Source organism: Nocardioides convexus (assembly GCF_011090295.1).
In genome coordinates this window covers 1,195,235-1,218,489 of record NZ_JAAMYA010000001.1, presented here as the reverse complement: position 1 = coordinate 1,218,489, position 23,255 = coordinate 1,195,235, and the positions used below count along the sequence as shown (strand labels likewise).

General features: G+C 72.7%; 28 protein-coding genes and 7 pseudogenes. 18 read left to right on the top strand and 17 right to left on the bottom strand.

Translation table 11 applies throughout. The annotated features are described in order from the left end of the window. Positions 1 to 123 precede the first annotated feature (123 nt). A pseudogene (locus G5V59_RS09010) lies at positions 124 to 540 on the bottom strand (exonuclease domain-containing protein); the annotation flags it as partial. 301 nt (positions 541 to 841) lie between these two features. Between G5V59_RS09010 and G5V59_RS09005 the strand changes: the two are divergent. From G5V59_RS09005 to G5V59_RS08980, 6 genes are all read left to right on the top strand, one after another. Next, a complete protein-coding gene (locus G5V59_RS09005; RefSeq protein WP_341350889.1) occupies positions 842 to 994 on the top strand; it encodes a hypothetical protein in 153 nt (50 codons plus the stop codon). 369 nt (positions 995 to 1,363) lie between these two features. Next, positions 1,364 to 1,564, top strand: coding sequence for a hypothetical protein (locus G5V59_RS09000; protein ID WP_278256230.1), 201 nt, complete (start codon positions 1,364 to 1,366; stop codon positions 1,562 to 1,564). A gap of 67 nt (positions 1,565 to 1,631) precedes the next feature. Beyond that, the gene (locus tag G5V59_RS08995; protein WP_278256229.1) at positions 1,632 to 2,363 is read left to right on the top strand and encodes a C40 family peptidase; all 732 of its coding nucleotides are present in this window, start codon (positions 1,632 to 1,634) and stop codon (positions 2,361 to 2,363) included. Next, positions 2,360 to 3,241 (top strand): hypothetical protein, encoded by an 882-nt coding sequence (locus G5V59_RS08990; protein ID WP_278256228.1) that lies wholly within the window; start codon positions 2,360 to 2,362, stop codon positions 3,239 to 3,241. Before G5V59_RS08995 ends, G5V59_RS08990 begins: the two co-directional genes overlap by 4 nt. After that, positions 3,207 to 3,560 (top strand): hypothetical protein, encoded by a 354-nt coding sequence (locus G5V59_RS08985; protein WP_278256227.1) that lies wholly within the window; start codon positions 3,207 to 3,209, stop codon positions 3,558 to 3,560. Before G5V59_RS08990 ends, G5V59_RS08985 begins: the two co-directional genes overlap by 35 nt. Positions 3,561 to 3,564: 4 nt before the next feature. Next, positions 3,565 to 4,782 carry a M48 family metalloprotease gene (locus G5V59_RS08980; RefSeq protein ID WP_278256226.1) on the top strand — a complete coding sequence of 406 codons (1,218 nt, stop codon included), beginning with the start codon at positions 3,565 to 3,567 and terminating at the stop codon, positions 4,780 to 4,782. Here G5V59_RS08980 and G5V59_RS08975 read toward each other — a convergent pair. The 13 genes from G5V59_RS08975 to G5V59_RS08915 form a co-directional block, all read right to left on the bottom strand. Further along, entirely contained in the window at positions 4,773 to 4,919 is a 147-nt protein-coding gene (locus G5V59_RS08975) for a Flp family type IVb pilin (protein ID WP_278256225.1), read from the bottom strand. The genes G5V59_RS08980 and G5V59_RS08975 overlap by 10 nt on opposite strands. A 125-nt stretch (positions 4,920 to 5,044) precedes the next feature. Continuing rightward, positions 5,045 to 5,233, bottom strand: coding sequence for a Flp family type IVb pilin (locus G5V59_RS08970; protein WP_278256224.1), 189 nt, complete (start codon positions 5,231 to 5,233; stop codon positions 5,045 to 5,047). Positions 5,234 to 5,346: 113 nt separating this feature from the next. After that, positions 5,347 to 5,877: a response regulator gene (locus G5V59_RS08965; RefSeq protein ID WP_278256223.1), complete on the bottom strand. Its 531-nt coding sequence runs from the start codon at positions 5,875 to 5,877 to the stop codon at positions 5,347 to 5,349. Next, entirely contained in the window at positions 5,811 to 6,665 is an 855-nt protein-coding gene (locus tag G5V59_RS08960) for a histidine kinase (RefSeq protein ID WP_278256222.1), read from the bottom strand. The genes G5V59_RS08965 and G5V59_RS08960 overlap by 67 nt, the downstream gene beginning before the upstream one ends. A 1-nt stretch (position 6,666) precedes the next feature. Further along, complete coding sequence (locus tag G5V59_RS08955) at positions 6,667 to 7,008, bottom strand: hypothetical protein (protein WP_278256221.1); 342 nt, start codon at positions 7,006 to 7,008, stop codon at positions 6,667 to 6,669. Beyond that, complete coding sequence (locus G5V59_RS08950; protein ID WP_278256220.1) at positions 6,986 to 7,405, bottom strand: hypothetical protein; 420 nt, start codon at positions 7,403 to 7,405, stop codon at positions 6,986 to 6,988. The genes G5V59_RS08955 and G5V59_RS08950 overlap by 23 nt, the downstream gene beginning before the upstream one ends. A gap of 41 nt (positions 7,406 to 7,446) precedes the next feature. Next, on the bottom strand, positions 7,447 to 7,629 hold the full coding sequence (locus G5V59_RS08945; protein ID WP_278256219.1) for a hypothetical protein: 183 nt from the start codon (positions 7,627 to 7,629) through the stop codon (positions 7,447 to 7,449). Positions 7,630 to 7,648: 19 nt separating this feature from the next. Continuing rightward, positions 7,649 to 7,921, bottom strand: a complete 273-nt coding sequence (locus G5V59_RS08940; RefSeq protein ID WP_278259734.1) for a type II secretion system F family protein — start codon at positions 7,919 to 7,921, stop codon at positions 7,649 to 7,651. Continuing rightward, positions 7,896 to 8,345, bottom strand: a complete 450-nt coding sequence (locus G5V59_RS08935) for a type II secretion system F family protein (protein WP_278256218.1) — start codon at positions 8,343 to 8,345, stop codon at positions 7,896 to 7,898. The genes G5V59_RS08940 and G5V59_RS08935 overlap by 26 nt, the downstream gene beginning before the upstream one ends. A gap of 225 nt (positions 8,346 to 8,570) precedes the next feature. Then, positions 8,571 to 11,666, bottom strand: coding sequence for an ATPase, T2SS/T4P/T4SS family (locus G5V59_RS08930; RefSeq protein ID WP_278256217.1), 3,096 nt, complete (start codon positions 11,664 to 11,666; stop codon positions 8,571 to 8,573). Next, positions 11,618 to 13,693 carry a ParA family protein gene (locus G5V59_RS08925; protein WP_278256216.1) on the bottom strand — a complete coding sequence of 692 codons (2,076 nt, stop codon included), beginning with the start codon at positions 13,691 to 13,693 and terminating at the stop codon, positions 11,618 to 11,620. The genes G5V59_RS08930 and G5V59_RS08925 overlap by 49 nt, the downstream gene beginning before the upstream one ends. Next, positions 13,690 to 15,273, bottom strand: a complete 1,584-nt coding sequence (locus G5V59_RS36205; RefSeq protein WP_341351162.1) for an AMP-binding protein — start codon at positions 15,271 to 15,273, stop codon at positions 13,690 to 13,692. The genes G5V59_RS08925 and G5V59_RS36205 overlap by 4 nt, the downstream gene beginning before the upstream one ends. 253 nt (positions 15,274 to 15,526) lie before the next feature. Further along, entirely contained in the window at positions 15,527 to 16,000 is a 474-nt protein-coding gene (locus tag G5V59_RS08915; RefSeq protein WP_278256215.1) for an AMP-binding protein, read from the bottom strand. 95 nt (positions 16,001 to 16,095) lie between these two features. Here G5V59_RS08915 and G5V59_RS08910 point away from each other — a divergent pair, with 95 nt between their 5' ends. From G5V59_RS08910 to G5V59_RS08860, 11 genes and pseudogenes are all read left to right on the top strand, one after another. Then, complete coding sequence (locus G5V59_RS08910; RefSeq protein WP_278256214.1) at positions 16,096 to 16,554, top strand: SRPBCC family protein; 459 nt, start codon at positions 16,096 to 16,098, stop codon at positions 16,552 to 16,554. Between the two features lie 7 nt (positions 16,555 to 16,561). Next, entirely contained in the window at positions 16,562 to 16,966 is a 405-nt protein-coding gene (locus G5V59_RS08905; RefSeq protein ID WP_278256213.1) for an ArsA-related P-loop ATPase, read from the top strand. Further along, a pseudogene (locus G5V59_RS08900) lies at positions 16,963 to 17,061 on the top strand (ArsA-related P-loop ATPase); the annotation flags it as partial. The gene G5V59_RS08905 and the pseudogene G5V59_RS08900, both read left to right, overlap by 4 nt. 112 nt (positions 17,062 to 17,173) lie before the next feature. Then, a pseudogene (locus tag G5V59_RS08895) lies at positions 17,174 to 17,431 on the top strand (ArsA-related P-loop ATPase); the annotation flags it as partial. A 190-nt stretch (positions 17,432 to 17,621) separates the two neighbouring features. Next, entirely contained in the window at positions 17,622 to 17,888 is a 267-nt protein-coding gene (locus G5V59_RS08890; protein WP_278256212.1) for a hypothetical protein, read from the top strand. A gap of 43 nt (positions 17,889 to 17,931) precedes the next feature. After that, positions 17,932 to 18,213: a hypothetical protein gene (locus tag G5V59_RS08885; protein ID WP_278256211.1), complete on the top strand. Its 282-nt coding sequence runs from the start codon at positions 17,932 to 17,934 to the stop codon at positions 18,211 to 18,213. Next, positions 18,210 to 18,524, top strand: a pseudogene (locus G5V59_RS08880) (ROK family protein); the annotation flags it as partial. The gene G5V59_RS08885 and the pseudogene G5V59_RS08880, both read left to right, overlap by 4 nt. A gap of 70 nt (positions 18,525 to 18,594) precedes the next feature. Further along, positions 18,595 to 18,726: pseudogene (locus G5V59_RS08875) on the top strand (ROK family protein); the annotation flags it as partial. A gap of 139 nt (positions 18,727 to 18,865) precedes the next feature. Next, positions 18,866 to 19,129 carry an ROK family protein gene (locus G5V59_RS08870; protein WP_278256210.1) on the top strand — a complete coding sequence of 88 codons (264 nt, stop codon included), beginning with the start codon at positions 18,866 to 18,868 and terminating at the stop codon, positions 19,127 to 19,129. 34 nt (positions 19,130 to 19,163) lie between these two features. After that, positions 19,164 to 19,463 (top strand): annotated as a pseudogene (locus tag G5V59_RS08865) (ROK family protein); the annotation flags it as partial. After that, the gene (locus G5V59_RS08860; protein ID WP_341350888.1) at positions 19,360 to 20,076 is read left to right on the top strand and encodes an ROK family protein; all 717 of its coding nucleotides are present in this window, start codon (positions 19,360 to 19,362) and stop codon (positions 20,074 to 20,076) included. The pseudogene G5V59_RS08865 and the gene G5V59_RS08860, both read left to right, overlap by 104 nt. On the opposite strand, the gene G5V59_RS08855 is transcribed toward G5V59_RS08860, so the two are convergent. The 3 genes and pseudogenes from G5V59_RS08855 to G5V59_RS08845 all read right to left on the bottom strand — a co-directional run. Beyond that, on the bottom strand, positions 20,073 to 20,492 hold the full coding sequence (locus G5V59_RS08855; protein ID WP_278256209.1) for a hypothetical protein: 420 nt from the start codon (positions 20,490 to 20,492) through the stop codon (positions 20,073 to 20,075). The two genes, G5V59_RS08860 and G5V59_RS08855, sit on opposite strands and share 4 nt — an antisense overlap. A 9-nt stretch (positions 20,493 to 20,501) precedes the next feature. Beyond that, the gene (locus G5V59_RS08850; RefSeq protein WP_278260286.1) at positions 20,502 to 20,915 is read right to left on the bottom strand and encodes a hypothetical protein; all 414 of its coding nucleotides are present in this window, start codon (positions 20,913 to 20,915) and stop codon (positions 20,502 to 20,504) included. A gap of 91 nt (positions 20,916 to 21,006) precedes the next feature. Further along, a pseudogene (locus G5V59_RS08845) lies at positions 21,007 to 21,162 on the bottom strand (esterase); the annotation flags it as partial. A gap of 235 nt (positions 21,163 to 21,397) precedes the next feature. Here G5V59_RS08845 and G5V59_RS36200 point away from each other — a divergent pair. Then, complete coding sequence (locus G5V59_RS36200; protein ID WP_341350887.1) at positions 21,398 to 23,254, top strand: DUF5931 domain-containing protein; 1,857 nt, start codon at positions 21,398 to 21,400, stop codon at positions 23,252 to 23,254. Position 23,255 lies beyond the last annotated feature (1 nt).

The window sequence follows — 23,255 nt, the reverse complement described above, 5'->3', positions numbered from 1 at the left end:
GAGTAGCCCTGCAGGCTCCTCCAGCGTGTGCACGCCGAGCCCGCCGAGGCGCTCCATCAGCCCGTGCAGCACGTCGACGGTCGCCCGGGCGTCCTCGAGCGCACGGTGGTTGGGCGTGGTGGAGGCGCGGAAGACCCGCGCCAGCGAGGACAAACTTTGTGGTTGGGCGTCTCGTCGCGGCTGACCACGTGGCGGGCGAGCCTTGACGGTGTCGAGCACCTCGAAGTCGGGCCAGACGATGTCGAGCTCGGAGGAGAAGTGCCGCAGGAAGCCCACGTCGAAGCGCGCGTTGTGGGCCACCAGCACGCTGCCGGCGGCGAACTCCAGGAAGGAGGGCAGCGCGGCGTGGATGGGTGGCGCGTCGGCGACCATGCCGTTGGTGATGCCGGTCAGCACGGCGATGAACGCCGGGATCGCGGTGTGCGGGTTGACCAGGGTCTGGAACTCCCCGAGCACCTCGCCGCCGCGGACCTTGACCGCGCCGATCTCGGTGATCCTGTCGCCGTCGCCGACCGAGCCCCCGGTGGTCTCCAGGTCCACCACGCAGAAGGTCACCTCCCGCAGCGAGCGGCCCAGGCTCCTCGAAGGATCGCTGGTCCTCCCACCGGGGCGCGGACGGGACGGTCGAGGTCATGGGAGGACCGTAGGACGCACCTCCGACGCAATGGCGCAGACCGGCCGGGCGCGGGCTCGCCTCGATGGTCGCCGCGGGGCTCCCGGGCGGCTCCGGGGCGGCTCCGGGGCATTTGTGTCGGACCCCCTTGGCACCGTGGTCCCCATGACGACGAGGATCGATTGCGACACCTGTGTGGTGCGGGGGCTCGCCTGCCACGACTGCGTGGTGACGGTGCTGCTGGGGCCCCCGCCCGAGCTGATGATCGACGACGAGGAGCCTGCGCGCCCTCGACGCGCTGGCCGAGGGCGGGCTGGTGCCCCCGCTGCGGCTGGTGCGCCCAGTGAGCGCTCCGGAGGTGGAGTCGGCATGAGCGGATGACCGTCACCGCCGTGACTCGTGGGGCAGGAGCGCCTGGTGAGACGCGTGTGACCCGTGTCTCGGCGAAAGCGCGGCCAACACGCGCGGGAGGGTTTGGCCTCGCCGCGAGGCGCGTCTAGGCTTCTCGCTCAGGTGTCCGTGGCAGTGGATCGACCGATCCGCGCGGGCACCGCGCTGAGTCCGGCGTCGCGTGCGGCGCCGGAGCCGGGGACCCAACCACATCTGGGGCGAGTCCCGCACGAGGGGCGAACCCGCCCGTCCGCAGTCGGACGCGTGGGGGAGCAGGGAGTGCGGGTAGGGCAAGTCGTGCCCGAGCCCGTCAGGCTCACCCGGTAGGCGTACGACTCGCAGAAGGGGACCGCCAGGCTCGTGCTGAACGGCCGCACACGCACCACCGCTTCGCTCGCCGCACTGGCCCTGACCGGGACGATCGCCTTCTCCGTCAGCGCGCCCAGCGGCCCCGCGAACGCCGAGCCCGACATCCAGACCGTGCGCGCGCGCGTCGACAAAGCTGCTGCACCAGGCCGAGCAGGCCTCGGAGCGCTCCAACGACGCCCGCCTCGAGCCTGACCGAGCCAACCGCGACCTCGGCTCGCTGGAGGCCGACGAGAAGCGCCAGGGCACCGTCCTCGACGGTGTGCGCGACGACGTCCGCGACGCGCTCATCGAGCGCTACCAGAACGGCGGCGCCGGCCCGGCCGGCGAGCCTGCTCTCCTCCGACTCCGAGGGATTCCTCGACGAGGTCTCCACGCTCTCCACCGTCGACGGCATCCAGGACTCGCTGCTCTCCGACTACGACGCCGAGTCTGGCCGCCTACAGCATCCGCCGCAGCCAGACCGAGGAGCGGCGCAACGAGGTCCGCAAGCTCGAGGCGAGCCTGGCCAAGGAGAAGAAGAGCGCCGACGACAAAGCTCGCCGAGGCCAAGGCGCTGCTGTCGAAGCTCGAGGAGGCGCAGCGCACCGCGATCCTCTCCCGCGGCGACGTGCGTGCCCCCGACGCCGGGTCGATCCCGGCCTCGGGCCGCGCCTCGGCCGCGATCAAGTACGCGCTGGCCCAGGTCGGCGACGCCTACGTCTACGGCGCCGCGGGCCCGAGCGCCTTCGACTGCTCCGGCCTGACCATGATGGCCTGGGCCCAGGCGGGCGTCAGCCTGCCGCACTCCTCGCGGGCGCAGATGGGCTCGGGCACCCCGGTCTCCAAGAGCGACCTGCAGCCCGGCGACCTGGTGTTCTACTACAGCCCGGTCAGCCACGTGGCGCTCTACCTCGGCAACGGCATGATCGTGCACGCCGCCAACCCGGGTGCCGGTGTCAAGGTGTCGAGCGTCGACGAGATGCCCTACGCCGGAGCGGTCCGGCCTGGGTGACCCGACGGGTCATCGTCGCGGCGCTGGCCGCCGCGGTCCTGCTCGCCGGAGGCTGCTCCGACGACGGGTACGTCGCACCGACCCCGGCCGAGCGGACCGAGGTCGCCGACCCAGGAGTCGCCGGCGCGACCGTCACCACCCTGCAGGACGCCCTGCGCGACCCCGACGCGGCCGCGGCGCTCGGCGCCGATGACCGCGCCGCGAGCCTGCTCGACGCGCTCGCGCGCAATGTCGCGAACCTGCGGCTGAGCGACGTCACCCTGCGCTACCTCACCGAGACCGGCCGCACCTCCGGCCAGGACTCCTGGGACGGCCTGGTCGCGATCACCTGGCGGGTGTCCGGCTTCGACGAGGCCTCCTCCCGGGCCGAGGTCCCGTTCACCTTCGCCGACGGCGGGCGCAGGATCGCCGCGATCGGCGGGGACACCGGGCGGCTGCCGCTGTGGCTGACCGGGCCCGTCGTCGTACGACGATCGGCGGGGGCGCTCGTGCTGGCGGCCGGGACGGCGACCGACGCTGATCGGTACGCCCGTCGCGCGACGCAGGCGGTGCGCAGCGCCCGCGCCCTGCTCGGCGGCCGGGAGCGCCTCGTCGTGGAGGTGCCGGCCGATCCGGGGCAGGCTCGCCCGGGCGCTGGACGCCGACCTGGGCACCTACAGCGCGATCGCCGCGGTCACCGCGCCCGTCGACGGGACCCGGGTCGCCGGGAGCCCGGTGCACGTGTTCGTCAACCGGTCCGTCTACGACGCCCTGGACCCGGTCGCCGCCCAGGTCGTGATGACCCACGAGGCGGTCCACGCCGTCACCGGCGCGGTGCTGGCCCAGAGCGCGCCGCTGTGGCTGGTGGAGGGCTTCGCCGACTACGTCGCGCTGCGTGACGTACGACTGCCGCAGACGCGGACCGCCGCACAGGTCATCCGGCAGGTGAAGAAGGAGGGCGTGCCGCAGCGGCTGCCCGCGGACACCGACTTCGACCCGTCGGCGAGCCACCTCGGGACGGTCTACGAGGCGGCCTGGCTGGTCACCGTGACGCTGGCCGAGCACCGCGGGCAGGCCGCGCTGGTGGCGTTCTACCGCAGCGTGCTGGGCGGGGCCCAGGTCGCGGCCGCGCTGCGCGCCGGCTTCGGCTGGTCCGAGGCCGACCTGACGTCCGCCTGGCGCTCCCGGCTGGCCTCCCTTGCGGGCGTGCCAGAGTAGGGACGTGGAGACCCGGACGGCCGCGCGGCGGGTGGCGATCGGCACCGTGGCCGTGGGGGCGGTGGGCTTCGTGGTCCTAGCCGTGCTGCGGGTGCCGTGGGACGGTTTGTCGTCGCCGGTGCCGGCGTCCTCGGTCTTCTCCCCGGCCGACATCGAGCGCGCCGAGCACTACGCGCGCTGGGGCCGGGTGTGGAGCCTGGTCCGCGCTCGCGGTCTCCCTGCTCGTGGCCTGCTGGCTGGGCTTCGGCCGCCGCGGGCCGGCGTGGGCCGCGCGGGTGCCCGGCTGGTGGTGGGTCCGGATCGTCGTCGTGGTCGCCGCGCTGACGGTGGTCGGCCGGGTGGTCACCCTGCCGTTCGGGTACGCCCTGCGGCGCCCGGCGCTCGACGAGGGCGTCGCGACCGGCAGGCTGGGGCGCGTGGGCGCTCGACGTGGTCAAGAGCGAGGCTGATCACGATCGTGTCGACCTCGCTCGCGGTGGTCGTGCTGGTCGGCTGTGCCCGGCGCTGGCCGCGCGCCTGGCCGGCGGTCGCCGGTGCGCTGGGAGCCGGGCTGGTGGTCGCCGGCTCCTTCGTCTACCCCTTGCTGATCGAGCCGGTCTTCAACTCCTTCGAGCCGCTGCCCGACGGCCCGCTGCGCACCGAGGTGCTGGACCTGGCGCACGCGGAGGGGGTGCAGGTGGACGACGTGCTGGTGGCCGACGCCTCACGTCGTACGACGGCCCTGAACGCCTACGTCTCGGGCTTCGGCGGCACCCGCCGCGTGGTCCTCTACGACACCCTCGTCGACGGCACCCCGCGCGAGGAGGTGCTCTCGGTGGTCGCCCACGAGCTCGCCCACGCCAAGTACGACGACGTGGTGACCGGTACCGCGCTCGGCGCCGCCGGCGCGCTCGCCGGCATCGGGCTGCTCGGCCTGCTCGTGCCGCTGGGGGAGCGCCGCGGCCGCGAGGCGGTGCCCCGGGTGCCGGCGGTGCTGGCGCTGGCCGCGCTCGCGACGGTGCTCTCGGCTCCCCTGCAGAACAGCGTCAGCCGCCAGATCGAGAACCGGGCGGACCAGACGGCGCTGGAGCAGACGAGGGACCCCCAGGCCTTCGTCGCGCTCCAGCGCCGTCTCGCCCTGCGCTCCCATGCCGACCCCACACCACCGGCATGGTCGCAGTTCTGGTTCGGCTCGCACCCGACCGTCCTGCAGCGGATCGGCCTGGCGCGGGCTCAGAACTGAACGTTCGCGAACAACCCGCGGACCGCGTCCCCGAAGAGCCCCACCGAGACCAGGATCGCCACGGCGATCAGGGTCATGAGCAGGGCGTACTCGACGGAGGTGGCGCCACGCTCGTCGGAGGGACCGAGCTCCGTCATCGTGCTGGCTTCCATCGCGCACCTTCCTTGGGTTGCTCGTTCCCGGGACGACGTACGACGCCGTCCGCACGCACGAACGGCCGGGCTGCACCAGCCCGGCCGTTCGCGATGTCGATCCGCTCGGATCAGGCGTTCGCCACGTCGGTCGCGGTGCCGTTGAACATCGCGGCGAGGTTGCCGCCGAGGAGGCGGACCGCGACGATGATCGCCACGGCGATCAGGGCGACGAGCAGGCCGTACTCGACAGCGGTGGCGCCGCGCTCCTCCATCTTGGCGAAGCGGGCGTTGAGCAGGATCTGGAGGTACTGGACCATCGGGGTTCCCCTTTGCACTGGTTGAATCGTGTCCCCGGGGAGTGCTTTCCCCGACACCCAGAACTCTGCCGGATCCGAGACACCGGAGGGATCGGGAGTTCGGATTCTCGCCGCTAGTCAGTTCTGACTAGCCAGTGGACGTGATCGGGACCACGGAGTCCCGGGGGCCTCAGCGCGCGGACGGCTGGACGGTCGACAGCAGCCCGATCCGCATCGCCGTGACCAGGGCCTGGGCGCGGTTGGCGGCCCCAGCCTTCTGGTAGATCCGGGCGATGTGGGACTTCGTCGTGGACTCGCTGAGGTAGAGCCTTCTGGCCGATCGCGGCGGCGTTCAGGCCTTCGGCGAGCAGCAGCAGGACGTCGTGCTCGCGCTCGGTCAGGGCCGTCGACTCCGCGGACTGGCGGCGCATCATCGCGCCCACCAGGCCGGCGCACACGAAGGCCTTGGGGGAGACAGCCGCGTGCCGGGCCGCCTTGATCACCTCGGTCGAGGGCGCGTCCTTGCCGACGAAGCCGGACGCACCGGCCTGCATGGCCGCGAAGATCTGCTCGTCCCCGGAGTGCATGGTCAGCACGATCAGGCCGACCTGGTCGCTCTCCTTGCGCAGCGTGCGGACGACGTCGAGACCTGTCCCGTCCTGCATCTGCAGGTCGGTGATGACGACGTCCGGGGAGACATCGTGGAAGGCTCGCGATCCCCTCGGCGACCGAGCCCGCGGTCGCGACGACCTCGAGGTCCGGCTCGAGGTCCAGCACCGCCCCGAGCCCGTTGCGGATCGAACTCGTGGTCGTCGATCAGGAGCACACTGATGCTGTCGCTCATCTCATCTCCTCCGATGTCGTCTCCGCCGGGTGCGCCCCGACGGCATGGCGGGGAACCTTGAGGGACACCGAGACGGTGAGCCCTCGGCTGGCGTTGTCCCGGACCACGAGCTCCGCGCCGACAAGTCTCGCACGTTCGCGCATGATCTTGAGCCCGTGGGAGTCGCTGCGGGCGGCCTGCAGGCCGACGCCGTCGTCGGTGACCGTGATGATCGCCTCGGGTGCATAGACCTGGCACCGTACGTCGATCGAGGTGGCCCGGGCGTGCTTGACGGCGTTGTTCATCGCCTCCTGGGCGATCCGGAACAGGCTCGGCCTCCACCTCCGGCCGCAGCCGGGCGGGCTGCTCGTCGAGGCGGACCCGGATCGGGATGCCCGAGGACTCCGACAGGTGGCGGGCCACGCTGCTGATCGCGCCGCCGAGGCTCTCCGCCTCGCCGATGCTGGTGCGCAGGTTCATCACCGAGCGACGGACCTCGGAGACCACCACGGAGACGCGCTCGCGCAGCATCGCGAAGGTCTTCGCCTGCTGCTCGTCGGCGGGCCGGGCGGCGAGCGCGTCGACGAGGTAGCCCAGCGAGGCGATGTCCTGGGCGACCCCGTCGTGCATCTCACGGGCGAGGCGGTTGCGCTCGTCGGCGGTGGCGGCGTCGCGGAACTGGGCGAAGAGCAGTGCGGCGTCGAGCCTTCACCGCGTTGTCGCCGAGGCTGGCGGCGACCTCGGCGAGCGGGATCGCGCTCGGCTCCCCGCCGATCGGCAGCAGGCCGGCGACGATGGCCTGGTCGCTGACCTCGAAGGCGAAGCCCTGGCCGATCTCGACCGTGCCACGGCGCTCACCCAGCCCGCGTCGTACGTCGCCGGCCAGGGTCTCGCAGGCCGCGAGGTCGCCGGTGTCGAGGTCCACGGTCGCGGCCACCGGGGTGAGGTCGTCACCGCGCGGGACGAAGAGCACCAAGCCGCGGTTGGGGATCCGGTCGCTGACGTCGCTCAGCATCTCGCCGCCGAGGGCCCCGACGTCGAGGCCGGAGCTCAGGCTCCCGGCCAGGGCGAGCAGACTGCTTGAGGTGCTCCTGGGCGTCCCGGTACGGCGCGAGCGGGTCCGGGCGGCGGTCCCCGGAGAAGGTGACGCTGGCGATGAGGCTCAGGCCCAGCCCGGTCATCACCCAGGTGAAGATGCCGACCGCCTGGTCGTTGGTGATCCGCTCCCACCACATCAGCGCGAGCGCGACGACCGCGATCACCTCGACGAAGACGGTGCGCAGCATGGTGCGGATGCCGGCCGTCGCCGTGGCGTAGAGCGGGGGCACGACCAGTGCGGCGAGGATGGAGGGCCCGTAGGGCATGCTCACCGCGCAGATGATCCCGATCGTCGCCGCCTCGGTGGTCGGGCTCAGTGACAGCCTGCAGGCTCACGGCGGGTGGCGGTGACGCCCTGGTAGATCCAGACCAGGCCGATGAGCAGCAGCGCGAGCACGCCCTGGCTCTGGCGCAGCCACAGGATGGGTCCACCGATCGCGAGCAGGGCGAAGAGCCGTGCTGCGGCGACGACGGCGAAGGTCTGGCTGCTGGCCATGGGGTGACCCTAGGGCTCCTCAGCCCCGGAACGCATCGATGGCGTTCAGGACGGGGGGGCCGATGACGACGATGAGCAGGCAGGGCAGGATGAACAGCACGAGCGGGATCATGATCTTCACCGGCACCTGCTGCGCCTTCTCCTCGGCGTACTGGCGCCGCTTGACCCGGATCTCGCCCGACTGGACGCGCAGCACCTGGGCGATCGGGATGCCGAAGTTGTCGGCCTGCACCATGGAGCCGGCGAAGGTCTTGAGGTCCTCGACGTCACTGCGCTCGCCGAGGGTGCGCAGCGCCTCGGCGCGGCTGCGGCCGAGCCTGCATCTCGCGCAGCACCCGGGAGAACTCCTCGGCGACCGGGCCGCCGGTGTTGCGTGCGACGTGCTGCAGGGCGGCGTCGAAGCCGAGCCCGGCCTCGACGCTGATGGTGAGCAGGTCGACGGCGTCGGCGAGCGTGCGCTTGATCTGGTCGGCGCGCTTCTGGGCGACGTTGTAGAGGTAGAGGTCCGGGCTGAAGAAGCCGAGCACCACCCCGACGAGGGCCGCGAGCAGCACCATCGTGGTCGACAGCGCCAGCAGGAGAGCGAGCACCACCAGGACGATCGGTACGACGACGGCGCCGAGCACCTTCGAGGAGATGACCCGGTCGACGGTCCATCCCGCCGGGTTGCCGGCCGACTCCAGGCTTGCGCCGGATCCGCTCCGCCTGGTCGGCACCGGTGATCCGGCGGCCGAGCCCGAGGGCCCGGTCCTGCAGCGGGTTCACGACGCGGTCGGTGAAGGACTGCTCCGCCTCGGCGACGAGCGCCGGGTCGGCCGTGCCCTGCTGCTCGAGCGCGCGCAGCGCCCGGGACAGTCCGTCGGACGGCTCCGTCCTCGTGAACGCCGCACCGAGCACGGCCACCGCGGCGAGGAGGAGGACGAAGGCGAGCAGGAGCAGCATCAGACGTCCACCTTGACCAGTCGAGACATCGAGAAGGTACCCAGGCTCATCAGGACGATCCCGATGCCGAGGAGCGCCCAGCCCCGCGGGTCGTGCAGGAACGGGTTGAGGAAGGCTGCGGTCGGAGAGGTAGAGGTACAGGCAGAACAGCGGCGGCATCGCGCACAGGATGATGGCGGAGAACCGGCCCTCGGCCGAGAGCGTGCGCACCTGGCGGCGCAGGTAGGCCCGCTCGCGCATCGTGCCGGCGACCGTGTTGAGCAGACTCGGCGAGGTTGCCGCCGACCTGGCGCTGGATCCGGATCGCCATCACCGACCAGGCGAAGTCCTTGCTCTCGAAGCGCTGGGCGACCCCCTCGAAGGCGTCCTCGATCGGCATGCCGATCCGGGCCTCCACGAGCACCCGCTTGAACTCCGAGGCGATCGGCTCCGGTCCCTCCCGGACGACGGTGTCGACGGCCTGGGCCAGCGACAGCCCGGCGCTGAGCGCACCGGAGATCAGGCTGGAGCACGTCGGGCAGGGCCGTCTCGAACGCCTTGCGCCGGCGGTTGGCCTGGAAGGTGAGGAACAACGGGGGCAGGAAGTAGGCGATCACCATCGCCAGGACGCCGACGATGATGTTGCCGCCACCCACGAGCAGGCCCACCACGCCACCGGCGAAGACGGCGGCGATGTGGACCAGCAGCCACTCCGACGGCTTGAAGCCGCTGCCCGCGGCGGTCAGCCGCTGCGAGAGCCGGTCGTCGAGGCCCCGGTTGCGCTGCAGCACCCCCGCGGCCGCGGCCTTGGCCTGCTCCAGCATCGGCTCGCTCGCCGGCCTCGACTCCTTCGCGACCGGCCGGGTGACCTGGGCGCTGTAGGCCTCGACGCGCTCGGCGATGCTCATCGGCGCCGGGCGAGCGGGCACCAGCAGGACGGCGACGGTGACCAGGCCGAGGGCGAGCACGCCCAGCCCGGCGTACAGGACCCAGGGCGGGGTGTCCCAGCCGCCGCCGGGGGAGCGCAGCGTCACCGACGGCTCCGGGTCCCGCGCGGGCTGGTCGCCGGAGGAGGTCTGGATCGGTGCGAGCGCGCGCGCCAGCACCGGCTCGCCGCCGGTCGGCAGGGTCACCTCCACGGTGGCCTGGTCGGCGTCGAAACCACTGGGCAGCGGAGCGGTGACCAGGACCTGGCTCGCCAGGGTGTCGGCCTCGGAGCGGAAGTCCGCGGCCAGGGCGGTGCCGCTGCTCTCGATGACCCGGCCGTGCCCGGCGGTCGCGAGCGCCCGCAGGGGTGCGAGCGCGGGGCCGGTCTGGCCCAGGCTGACCACGTCGACCAGGGTCTTGGTGTCGCCGATCTTGGCGCCGAGTGCCTCCAGGGTGACCTCGCCGCCGGTGTCGGCGCCGTCGGAGAGCACCAGCACGGTGCGCTGACCGGTGTCGCCCGCCGCGTCGACCGCGGCGGCGACGCCGTCGTACAGGACGGTGTCGCGGGCCAGGCGCAGGCCGCCGACGACCGTGCGCGCGGCGGCCCGGTCGGTCGTCGGCGCGAGCGCCACGCTGACGCTGTTGTCGAAGGTGACGATGCCGACCTCGACGTCGGCGGGCACCGTGTCGAGGAAGGTCGTGGCGGCGGCCTTGGCGGCGGTGAAGCGGCCCTGCTTGTTCATCGAGGCGCTGGTGTCGATCGCGAGCACCGTGGTGCGCTTGACGGCCGAGCCGTTGCCCGCGGGCGCCGCGGTGGCGCTCAGGGACTCGCCGTCCAGGGTGGCCTCGACCCCGGCGAGGTCGACGTCGGCGCCCTCGGGCACGTTGACCAGGACGCTCAGGCTGCTGCCGTCGGACTCGACGTGAGCGATGGTGCCGTCCTCGGCGGACGCCGCGCCGGCGGGCAGCAGCAGGGCGGCGAGCAGCGCGGCGAGCAGCACGAGTGCCCGGCGCGCGGACATCAGATCCGCTCCGTGCGGAAGATCGTCGGGTCCACGGCGACGTTCGCGTAGGCCAGACTTCTCCAGGAACTTCGGGCGCAGCCCGGTGGTCCGCAGCCGCCCGAGGACCCGGCCGTTCTCGTCGAAGCCGGCGCTGTTGTCGAAGACGAAGACGTCCTGGAGGGTGATGATGTCGCCCTCCATCCGCTCGACCTCGGTGATGTGCGTGATCCGGCGCGAGCCGTCCTTGAACCGGGTCTGGTGCACGATCAGGTCCACCGCGGAGGCGACCTGCTCGCGGATGGCGCGGATCGGCAGGTCCATCCCGGCCATCAGCACCATCGTCTCCATGCGGGCGAGGGTGTCGCGCGGGCCGTTCGAGTGCAGGGTGCAGATCGAGCCGTCGTGACCGGTGTTCATCGCCTGGAGCATGTCCAGGGCGGAGGCGTCGCGGACCTCGCCGACCACGATCCGGTCGGGCCGCATGCGCAGGCTGTTGCGGACCAGGTCGCGGATGGTGACCGCGCCCTTGCCCTCGATGTTCGAGGGGCGCGACTCCAGGCGCACCACGTGGTCCTGCTTGGTTCGCGAACCGGCAGCGTCCTCGATCGTCACGATCCGCTCGTCGGAAGGGATGAAGGAGGACAGCACGTTGAGCGTCGTGGTCTTCCCGGCGCCGGTGCCGCCGGACACGATGACGTTCAGCCGGCCGCGGACGCAGGCATCCAGGAAGTCCGCGGTCTGCGGGGTCAGCGAGCCGAAGTTGATCAGGTCCTGGACCGTCAGCGGGTCGGTGGAGAACTTCCGGATCGTCAGCGCGGAGCCGTCGATCGCCAGCGGCGGGACGATGGCGTTGACGCGGCTGCCGTCGGGGAGGCGGGCGTCCACCATGGGGGAGGACTCGTCGACGCGGCGGCCGATGCGGGAGACGATCTTGTCGATCGTGCGGCGCAGGTGGGCCTCGTCCGCGAAGTGCGCCTCGGCCTTGACCAGCCGCCCGTCGCGCTCCAGCCAGACGTCGTCGTGGCCGTTGACCATCACCTCGGAGACCTCGGGGTCGCGCAGGTACGGGTCGATCGGGCCGTAGCCGAGGATGTCGTCGGTGATCTCCTGGGTGACCCGGGCCCGGTCGGCCGCGCTCAGCGGCCGGTCCTGCGCGCCGAGCACCTCCGACAGCACGCTGCGCACGGTCTGGTCCAGACTCGTCCTGGTCCATCTCGGCGTCGTACAGGTGGGGGCCGAGTCTGCTGGAGGAGCTCGGCGTGGACGCTCGACTTGAGCTCCTCGATCCGGTCGACCTCGGGGTTGGCGATCGAGCGCCGGGAGGTCGGGCGGCTCTCCGCGCTCGCGGCGGCGGCGCGGGCGGAGAGGGGGCCGGCGGTCGTCGGCGTGCTGCCGGCGGGCTCGGGCCCGGCGGGCGTGGCCGGTGCGGTGGGCGCCTTGGGCGCCACGGTGGCGACGGCGCTCGCACCCTCACCGGGCTCCGCGGCGTGCCTGCCCTGGGCAGCGGCCTCACGGCGGGCGGCGGCGAGACGTTCGGACAGGCTGCTCATGAGTTCCTCCCGCGGCGGAAGAAGCCGCGCGACCGGGCCGTCTCCGGGGTGCTCTCCGGCATCGCGGCGCCGGGCGCGGTCACCGGCTCGCCGGTGACGGATGCCGCCAGGTGGAAGTAGGCCTGGCTGGCCGGGTGGTGGGGCTTGTGGGACACGATCGGGGTGCCGGAGTTGGTCGCCGCGGCGATGTCCACCGCGGTCGCGACCTGGGAGGTGACCGGCATGCCGAGGATGCTCTCGACCTTCTCCACGCTGATGCCGACCTCGTCGTCGGCGCGGTTCAGCAGCAGGTGCCGGTGACCGCGGGCGATCGAGAGCATGTCCATCGTCTCGAGGGCGACCTTCACGTTCTTCAGGGTCGGTACGTCGAGGGTGGCGATGATGACGCACTCGTCGGTCTCGTCCAGCGCGGTCAGCGTGGCGTCGTCGAAGGACGGCGAGGTGTCGACCACCACGTAGTCGAAGCCGTCGCGCAGCGCGCGCAGGATCCGGGAGATGAGCAGCGGGGTGATCCGCTCCCGCACGTCCGGGTGGGCCGGCGCGGCCAGCACGGTGAGCGAGTCCTCGTGCCGGGTGAGCAGGCCCTCCAGCATCGCGAGGTCGATGGAGTCCTCGGAGCCGACGGCCTGCTCGATCGAGTGCGTCGGGAACAGGCTGCATGGTGATCGCGACGTCACCGAAGGCGAGGTCGAGGTCGACCAGGCAGACCTTCCGGGCACCGCGGTCGGTCAGCGCGAGGGCCAGGTTGACCGAGGAGGTGGTCTTGCCGACGCCGCCCTTGGGCGAGAACACCGTGACGACCCGGCCGAGCCTGGCGTGCGCCGCCCGGACCGCGCAGCGCCTCGAAGAGCCTGGTGGGCGCGCTCGACGGCCTTGGTGAGCGCCTTGTCGTCGCTGTCGGCGACGACCACGTCCCGCACACCGGCGTGCATGGACCGCGCCAGCACGTCGGTGTCGAACTGCTCGCGGACCAGCACCACGCTGACCGTGGGCCGCTTGATCCGCAGGCTCCTCGGCGCACTCCAGCGCGGTGTCCAGGTCCAGCGACGGGCCGAGCACGACGACGTACTCGTCGGGGTGCTGGTCGAGCCAGGCGTACATCCGCTCGACCGAAGCGACCGAGTGGGATCCGGTCGGCAGTGCGGCGAGGAGGACCGGGACCGAGGCGGAATCCGCCTCGACGATCACGGGCATGTCCGCTCCTCTCAGTCGAAGAGGTTGTCTTTGGTGACCGGGGTCCCGGTCTTCACGGTGCTCTTGTCGTTGAGCAGCGCGATGCTGAGACTCGCCGCTCTTCTCCGCGAAGCGGACCTGCTCGGCCTGCTTCTGGGTGACGGCGACGGTGACGAGGCGCTGCAGGCTCGGAGTCGTTCGAGGCTCTTGGAGTCGCCGGACCCGCTGGTGTCGGCGGCATCGCCCTCCTCCCTCTTGACCGTCTGGCTGCCGTCGGCGAGGACCGTGACGCGGTCGAGCAGGACCCGGGTCAGGACCGGGTGCCCGGAGTCGTCGAGGAGGGTGGAGATGACCGAGATCTCCGCACCGGCGCGGGTGAAGCCGCCGACCCGGCCGTCGTCCTTGACCAGGATCGAGATGGCGAGCTTTGCCCGCCGGGATCGGCAGGGTGGCGGCGGCCTCGACGTCCTCCAACGCCCCGAACTTCACCGGGACGAGTCTGCTCGCCGGGGTAGATCGTGGTGAGCGCGACCTTGTCGCGCAGCGGCTTCGAGTTCTCGCTGGCGCCCTCGAGGAGCCTGCGCCTTGGCGATGTGCGTCAGCTGCACCTTGCCGTTCTTCAGCGCGTCGTCCAGGCTCTCGCCCGGCTCGATCTCCTGCGAGGCGGTGAGCACCTCGACCGCGTCGTACTTCGCCGCCGCGCGGTTGTCCGCGTGGCGCGCGTAGATGAAGACGAGTGCGACGCCCAGCGCGGCGATCACCGCGGCAACGACGAGCAGCAACCTGCGACGGTCCACTTCAGAGCCCTCCCGCTCCCCATGTGCTGACTCGACGTACGTCCCTCCGACAAACGCCGGCCAGCGACCAATCCCGAGTCCCGCGCCTCCGGCCTCCCGTCCTTCGGCGCAGGCTCGGACGCTAGCGAAGGTCGAGGGGTGGAGTGACGGAAATCGCAAAACCGTTGGAAGTGACATCGGGCTGCCTACGGGAGAGGTGAGGTGTTCACGAGTAAAGAGCGGCGATCTCCTCGCGGCACTCGCGCAGGACGACGTTCCGCTTGAGCCTTGAGGCTGGGGGTGACCTGCCCGGCCTCCTCGGTCCAGTCGGCCGGCAAGATGGTGAACTTGCGGATCGACTCGGCCTTGGAGACCGCCTTGTTGGCCTCGTCGACCGCCGCCTGGACCTCCGCGCGCAGGTCGTCGTCGTCGACCAGGTCGGCGATCTTGCCGGACTTGCCGTGCTGCTCGGCCCAGGCGGGGAAGGCCTCCTCGTCGATCGTGACGAGTGCGCCGATGAACGGCTGGCCGTCGCCGACGACCAGGCACTGGCTGACCAGCGCCGAGGCGCGGACCCGGTCCTCCAGCACGGCCGGCGCGACGTTCTTGCCGCCGGCGGTCACCAGGATCTCCTTCTTGCGGCCGGTGATCCGCACGAAGCCCTCGTCGTCGACCTCGCCGACGTCGCCGGTGTGGAACCAGCCGTCCTGCAGGGCCTCTGCGCTCGCCTCGGGGTTGTTCCAGTAGCCGGTGAAGACCTGGCCGCCCTTGAAGAGCAGGCTCCCCGTCGTCGGCGATCCGTACGGCGGTGCCGGGGATCGGCCGCCCGACCGTGCCGACCTTCTGCGCGTCCGGCAGGTTCACCGTGAGCGCGGCGGTGGTCTCGGTCAGCCCGTAGCCCTCCAGCACGGTGACCCCGATGCCGCGGTAGAAGTGGCCCAGCCGGTCGCCGAGCGGCGCCCCGCCGGAGACGGCGAACTCGCAGCGACCGCCGAGCGCCGTGCGCAGCTTGCCGTAGACCAGCCGCGAGAAGAGCGCGTGCTGGGCGCGGACCCGCACCGGAACCCGGCCGTTGTCGAGCGCGCGGGACCAGGCGATCGCGGCCTCGGCGGCGCGGTCGAAGATCTTGCCCTTGCCGTCGGCGGTCGCCCGCTGGGAGGCGGTGTTGAAGACCTTCTCGAAGACCCGCGGCACGGCGAGGATGAACGTCGGCTGGAAGGTCGCGAGCTGGGGGAGCAGGTTCTTGATGTCCGCGCTGTGGCCCAGCCGGGTGCGGGCCTTGATGCAGCCCACCTGGATGATCCGGGCGAAGACGTGGGCCAGCGGCAGGAAGAGCAGCGTGGAGGCGCCCTCGGTGTCGAAGAGACGCTCCAGGCTCGGCGACCGCGACGGTGAGTCTCGTTCTGGAAGTTGTCGTGGCTGAGCATGCAGCCCTTGGGCCGGCCGGTGGTCCCGGAGGTGTAGATCAGCGTCGCCAGGTCGCCCGGCCCCGCCGTCGTACGACGGGCCTCGAGATCGGCGTCGCCGACCGCTTCCCCGAGCCGGGTCAGGCTCGGCGACGGCGCCGTCCTCGATCGCCCAGACGTGCTCGAGGGAGGTCAGGCTCGCCGCGCACCGCCGCGACCCGGGCGGTGTGGGCGGCGTCCTCGACCACGATCGCGCGGGCGCCGGAGTCGGAGAGGATCCAGGCGATCTGCTCCTCCGAGGAGGACTCGTAGATCGGCACGGTGGCCGCACCGGCGAACCAGATGGCGTAGTCGAGCAGCGTCCACTCGTAGCGGGTGCGCGAGATCAGCGCGACCCGGTCGCCGGGGGCGATGCCCGCGGCGATCAGGCCCTTGGCGACCGCGGAGACCTCGCCGAGGAATTCCGCGCAGGTGACGTCGGACCAGCCGCCGTCGCCGTCGGGCCGGCTGAACTGCACGGCGTCCGGGGCTTCGGCTGCGTTGCGGACCACGTCGTCGGTGAGGTTGCCGGTGGCCGGCACGGTGACGGTCTGCGGGGTGGAGTACTCACGCACCTTCGCAGGCTACCGCTCGTCGGCCCGGGGAGTTCTGCGTCACGTCGTCGCAGTGGCCGGAGCCGGGCGGGAGCAGGGTCCGGTAGCCTTCCGGCATGGCCGAACAGACGTCTTCGTCGATCGTTGTCGACGCCCCCGCCGCGGACGTGATGGCCGTCATCGCGGACTTCGCGGCCTACCCGGCCTGGGCCAAGGGCGTCACCGTCGCCGAGGTCCGCTCGACCTACGACGGCGCCGACCCGAAGCAGGCTGGCCGCGCCCGCGAGGTGTTCTTCGCCCTCGACGTCTCGCCGATCAAGGACGAGTACACCCTCGCCTACGACTGGGACGGCGACGCGCAGGTCACCTGGACCCTGGTCGAGGGCAAGATGCTCAAGGCGCTGGAGGGTGCCTACGTGCTGCGTGCGACCGGCGCCTCCTCGACCGAGGTGACCTACCGGCTGGCCCTCGACGTCTCGATCCCGCTGATCGGCATGCTCAAGCGCAAGGGCGAGAAGATCCTCATCGACACCGCGCTCAAGGGGCTGAAGAAGCGCGTCGAGTCCGGCGCCTGAGCGAGCCGTGCGGATCGTTCTCTTCACCGGCAAGGGCGGCGTCGGCAAGTCCACCGTCGCTGCGGGCACGGCTGCGCTCGCGGCGGCCCGAGGCCTGCGCACGCTGGTGATCTCGACCGACGCGGCGCACTCCCTGGCCGATGCCTACGGCGCGGTCCCGGCCGGTTCGAGCGGCGACCGGGCCTCCGAGCCCACCGAGGTGGCGCCGCACCTGTTCCTGCAGCAGGTCGACGCCCAGCCTGCGCTTCGAGCAGTCCTGGGCCGACATCCAGCGCTACCTGCTCTCCGTCCTCGACGCCGCCGGGATGGACCCGGTCGCGGCCGAGGAGATGACCGTCATCCCGGGGGCGGAGGAGGTGCTGGCACTGCTGGAGCCTGCGCCAGCACGCCCGCTCCGGGCAGTGGGACGTGATCGTGGTCGACTGCGCGCCCACCGCGGAGACGCTGCGCCTGCTGGCGCTGCCCGAGGCGCTGGGGTGGTACATCGAGCGGCTGCTGCCCATCCAGCGGCGCCTGGTCCGGGCGCTGCGCCCGGTGCTGAACCGCGCGGCCGGCGTACCCATGCCGGGGGACGCGGTCTTCGACGCGATCACCCGCCTGCACGCCGAGACTCGACGAGGTGCACGCCCTGCTGTCGGGGCCGGAGGCCAGCGTGCGGCTGGTGCTCACCCCCGAGCAGGTCGTGCTCGCCGAGGCGCGGCGGGCCTACACCAGCCTGTGCCTGTTCGGCTACCGCGTCGACGGGGTCGTCGCGAACCGGATCTTCCCCGCCTCCGACGCCGACCCGTGGCGTGCGGCCTGGGTGGAGGCCCAGGCCGGGGTGCTGGCCGAGGTGGCCCAGTCCTTCACTGGGCTGCCGGTGTTCACCTCGGAGTACCAGCCCGCGGAGCCGGTCGGCGTGGAGGCCCTGGCCGCCCTCGCCCGCGACCTGTACGACGACGCCGACCCGCTCGCGCCGCCGCTCGGCGACGGGCCGTTCCGGGTGACCCGCCCCGAGGCCGGGGGAGCCGTGGTGCACCTGGCGCTGCCGTTCGTGACCCGCGCCGAGGTGGACCTCGCCCGCAACGGTGACGAGCCTGGTGATGACCGTCGGCTCCTACCGCCGCCTGCTGACGCTGCCCGCCGGCCTGGCCCGGCTCACCGTGGCCGGCGCGCGGGTGATCGAGGGCGAGCCTGCGGGTGCGCTTCGCCGAGCCCGCGCCCGCCGCCACCGGGAAGGAGGCGCGATGAGCGACGAGCACGAGCCTCGTGAGCCGGAGGTCGGCAGCGTCGGCGAGGAGGCGATGAAGGCTCTTCGGCGCCCTGGCCGACCTCGCCAAGCAGCAGGGCGGTGAGGCCGCCGGCAGCCTCGGCGACCTGGCCGGCCACGCCGCCTCGATGGCCCACGAGGTCAACGAGCACATCGCCACCGGCAGCGCGGAGTGCCGCTACTGCCCGGTGTGCCGGGTGGTGCACGCGGTGCGGGAGACCTCGCCGGAGGTGCGCACCCACCTGCTGAGCGCGGCGTCCTCGCTGCTCCAGGCGGCTGCCGGCTTCATGGAGACGCTCCCGCCGCCGCCCGGGAGCGCGACCGGGGGCACCCCGGGACACGCGCGCGGTCCCGCGGTGGAGAAGATCGACCTCGACGCCGACGACCCCGACCTCGGAGACACCCCGTGAGCACACTGACCTGCGGCATCGACATCGGTGGCACCAAGATCGCCGGCGCCGTCGTGGACCCCGACGGCAATGTCGTCGCCGAGAACCGGGTGGAGTCCCCGGCCACCGACCCGACCGCGATGGAGGAGGCCGCGGCCCGGCTGGTCGCCGGCTTCGCCGCAGAGCACGGCATCACCGCCGTGGGCGTGGGCGCCGCGGGCTACGTCGCCTCGGACCGCTCGACGGTGCTCTTCGCCCCCAACATCGCCTGGCGCAACGAGCCCCTCGGTGCCGACCTGGCCCGGCTCACCGGGCTGCCGGTCGTGGTCGAGAACGACGCGAACGCCGCCGCCTGGGGCGAGTTCCGCTACGGCGGCGGCGCCGACGTGGACGACCAGGCTGATGGTCACCGTCGGCACCGGCGTGGGCGGCGGGGTCGTCATCGACGGTGCCCTGCTGCGCGGGGCGCACGGGGTCGGCGCCGAGATCGGCCACCTGTGCGTCGTACCGGACGGGCGGGTGTGCGGATGCGGCAACCACGGCTGCCTGGAGCAGTACGCCAGCGGCACCGCCCTGGTCCGCGCGGCCCGCGAGGCGGTGGCGGCCAGGCTCGCTGCTGGCCCGCGACCTGCTGCAGCGCGCCGGCGGGGACCCGGCGAAGATCACCGGGCCGATGATCACCGCGGCGGCCCAGGACGGCGACCGGTTCGCGATCGAGCAGTTCGAGCGGCTCGGGCAGTGGCTCGGGCACGGCATCGCCTCGCTCGTCGCGGTCCTCGACCCGGCGGTCGTCGTGATCGGCGGCGGCGTGAGCGAGGCGGGAGCGCTGCTCATCGACCCGCTGCGGGCCTCCTTCGAGCACGAGTCTGAGCGGACGTGGTTACCGCCCGACCGCGGAGATCCGGCTCGCCGAGTCCGGGCAACCGAGCCGGCGTGATCGGCGCCGCGGACCTCGCCCGCAGCCTAGTGCGATGACGCACCGCTCCTGGGTCGGCGTCGACGTGGGCGGCACCAAGGTGCTCGCCGTGCGGATCGGGGAGTCCGGCACGGTGGAGCAGACCGCGACCCGGCCGATGCCGGGCCGCACCGCGCCCCCAGAGGCGGTCGAGGAGGCGGTGGCCGCAGCGGCCGCCGACGTCACCCTCGCCGAGCCGCCCGTCGCCCTCGGTGTCTCCGCGGCCGGCCTGGTCGACGCGGCCGGCGAGCGGTACCTGTTCGGCGCGCACCTGCCCTGGCGCGACGTACCGGTCCGGGCGCGGCTGGAGGAGCGCACCGGGCACCGGGTGGTGCTGGACAACGACGCCAACTGCGCGGCGTACGCCGAGTTCGCTGGCCGGTGCCGCCCAGGGGTTCGCCTCGGTCGTGCTGGTCACCATCGGCACCGGCATCGGCGGCGCGCTCGTCCTCGGCGGCCGGCTGGTGCGCGGCGCGCACGGCCTGGCGGGGGAGTTCGGGCACATGCAGGCCGTGCCCGACGGGCTGGCCTGCGAGTGCGGGCTGCACGGCTGCTGGGAGCAGTACTGCAGCGGCCGCGCGCTGGAGCGGGTCTCCCGGGTCGCGCTCGGCCGTCACCTCGACGGGCCGGAGGTGACCGCGATGGCGCTGGCCGGCGACGAGGTGGCTCGCAACGCCTTCGCCTCGATCGGCACCTGGCTCGGCGTCGGTACGGCGGCCCTGGTCTCCGCCTTCGACCCCGAGGTCGTCGTCGTGGGCGGTGGCGTCTCCGCCGTCGGGGACCTGCTGCTCGCTCCCGCCCGGGTGGGCCTGCGCGGCGCGCTCCAGGGCACCGACCACCGGCCGGTGCCGGACATCGTGCCCGCGGCGCTCGGCCCGGGCGCCGGAGCGATCGGGGCGGCGCTGCTCGCCCGCGACGGGCGGCCCTAACTCGCTGCTACAGGACGGCGCCGTCGTCCCAGGGGTCGCGCGGGTCGCTGGGCATCCGCAGCACGAGGTAGCCGAAGCCGACCAGGAAGGCACCGACCAGCGCCCAGGCGACCAGTCGCGGGACCGAGATCCCGGTGACGACCACGACGAGCAGCACGGCCGGGGCACCGAAGACGCCGATCCAGGCCAGCAGCCGGTCGACCGGGGTGCGGGGCAGCGGGCCGAGGGTCGGCGGGACGAAGCGGTCCTCGTCGTGCTCGGCGAGGCTCGGGCGGCTCCTCGGGCTCCGCGGGGAGCACCGGCTCGGGCGCGGGCTCCGGCTCGGCGGGGGCCTCGTCCTCGTCCTCGAGGACGCGCTCGCCGTAGTTGTCGACGATGGCCCGCCAGGCGGCGTCCTCGTCGGGCTCTCGCTGCACGCAGCCAGCCTACGTCGCACTCACCCGCGCGACGAACGCCGCGGACCGCTCGAAGATCGTGGGGGCGTCGTTGTCGAGGGTCGCGACGTGGAAGTCTGTCCCGCAGACTCGACGCGGGTGACGTCGGTGGAGGAGACCCCGTCGAGGATGACCGGCTCGGACGAGCCGTCCACGACGTGGTCCTCGAGCGAGCGGAAGTAGAGCAGCGGCGCGGTCACCTTCGGCAGGTCCGCGATGATCCCCGGCCAGCTCCCGATGAAGGAGTGGATCGCGCGCAGCGGGGTGCGGACGTAGCCGGACTCGTCGACGCCGGGCTTCTTGATGTCGTTGGCGATCGCCGGGAACGACGGGACGACGTGCTTGAGGACCGGCAGCAGACTTCACGTCGAGCCGCTTGGTGGCGACGGCGGGGTTGACGACCATCACCCCGCCGAGCGCGTCGCCGAGGTCGGCGGCCAGCCTTGAGCACCAGCGCCCCGCCCATCGACAGCCCGCCCGCGACGACCACGTCGTGCTCGGTGTGCAGCGCCTCGTAGGCCTCGCGCACGGCGCCGTACCAGTCCTCGAAGCGGCGCCCGTTGAGGTCCTGCCAGGTCGTGCCGTGGCCGGGCAGCAGCGGGACCCGGACGCCGTACCCGAGCGCGCCGAGGTGCTGGCCCCAGGGCCGCATCGAGGCGGGGGAGCCGGTGAAGCCGTGGCTGAGCAGGACCCCGACCCGCACCCCTCCGGTGAGTCTCGGGGCGGGCGGCGACGGTGAGGGGCTGGGTCAGCGACGACATGGCGCGATTGTGCCGCAACCAGGTGACGGGCGGGATACGCCCCGTGCCCGCGGAGGCACTACGCTGCGAGGCAGGCGGTGTCCGATCGGGCGGGTGCCGAAGCGTTGGGGAAAGGTGCGTCTTCCGGTGTTCTACTGGTTCCTGAAGTTCATCGCACTCGGGCCGCTGCTCAAGGTCGTCTTCCGGCCACGCGCCGAGGGTCTCGAGAACGTCCCGTCGAGCGGGCCGGCGATCCTGGCGAGCAACCACCTGTCGTACGCCGACTGGCTCTTCATGCCGCTGGTGATCCCGCGGATGGTGCGCTTCGTCGCCAAGGCGGAGTACTTCACCTCGCCGGGCATCAAGGGCTGGCTGCAGAAGAACTTCTTCTCCGGCACCGGCAACATCCCGATCGACCGCACCAGCGGTGACGCCGCCTCCGGCGCCCTGGTCTCGGCGAAGCGGGTGCTGGCCGAGGGCGAGTCTGTTCGGCATCTACCCCGAGGGCACCCGCTCCCACGACGGCCGGCTCTACCGCGGCAAGACCGGCATCGCCCGCCTCGCTCTGGAGACCGGCGTCCCGGTGATCCCGACCGCCGTCGTCGGCACCGACGTGGTGGCGCCCCCGGGCAAGAAGTTCGGCCGGATCACCCGTCCGACCGTGCGCTTCGGCAAGCCGCTGGACTTCTCCCGCTACGCCGGCATGGAGAACGACCGCTTCATCCTGCGCTCGATCACCGACGAGATCATGTACGAGATCATGCGCCTGTCCCAGCAGGAGTACGTCGACATGTACGCCTCGCGCGCCAAGGCCGAGTCCAAGAAGGCCGACAGCGCGGAGGGCGAGCACCGCAAGCTCGCCTCCTGAGCATGAGCGGCGGTACGACGCGGGCGGCGCTCGCGGTCGAGAACCGCATGTTCCGCGCGCTCGCCGTGCTGCGCGTGGTGGTGCTGGCCTACACCCTTGCCGTCAGCGTCTACCGCAACAACTACGACCGCCCGGCTCTGGGCTGGGCCTGTGTCGCGGTGATGGTCGTGGCGACCTTCGCCTTCGTGGTGGCCTATGCCGCGCCCGAGCGGCGCAGCCCCGCCCTGCTCGGCCTGGACCTGGGTCTCGCGGTGGGCCTGCTGGTGATCACGCCGATCGCCAAGGGCGAGTGGTTCCACGCCACCGTCCCGGGCTACTGGATCATCGGTGCCCTGCTCGCCTGGGCCGCTCGCTGGGGCTGGCGCGGCGGCACCGTCGCCGGTGCCGTGCTCGGTGCCGTGGACCTGCTGCTGCGCGCCGAGGTCCACGAGAAGGACTGGGGCAACGTCTTCCTGCTGCTGCTCGGCGGCTCGATGGTGGGCTTCGTGTGCGAGTCGCTCAAGGAGATGGCGGCCCAGCGCGACGAGGCCCAGCGCGAGGCGGCCGCCGCGGCCGAGCGGGCCCGGCTGGCGCGAGTCGTGCACGACGGCGTGCTGCAGGTGCTCGCCCTGGTCCAGCGCCGCGGTGGCGAGCTCGGCGGCGAGGCGGCCGAGCCTGGGCCGGCTCGCGGGGGAGCAGGAGCAGGCGCTGCGCACGCTGATCCGCTCCCAGGACGCGGTCAGCACGCAGGCGACCGGTGCGAGCGCCGACCTCGCTGCGGCGCTCGGCACGCTGGGCACGCGGCCCGGCGTCGAGGTGGCCCTGCCCGCCGGCGCGGTCGAGCCTGCCCTCGACGGCCGTGGCGGAGCCTGGTGGCCGTCGTCCGCGCCTGCTTGGACAACGTCGAGCGGCACGTCGGCGCGGGCGCTCCCGCCTGGGTGCTGGTCGAGGACCTGGGCGACACCATCGAGGTCTCGGTGCGCGACGACGGCCCCGGCATCCCCGCCGGACGGCTGGAGAGCGCCGCCGCGGAGGGCCGGCTCGGCGTCGCGGAGTCGATCCGCGGCCGGGTCCGCGACCTCGGCGGCACGGCCAGCCTCGACAGCGGCGGCTACGGCACCGAGTGGACCTTCACGGTGCCCCGGGTGGTCCGGTGAC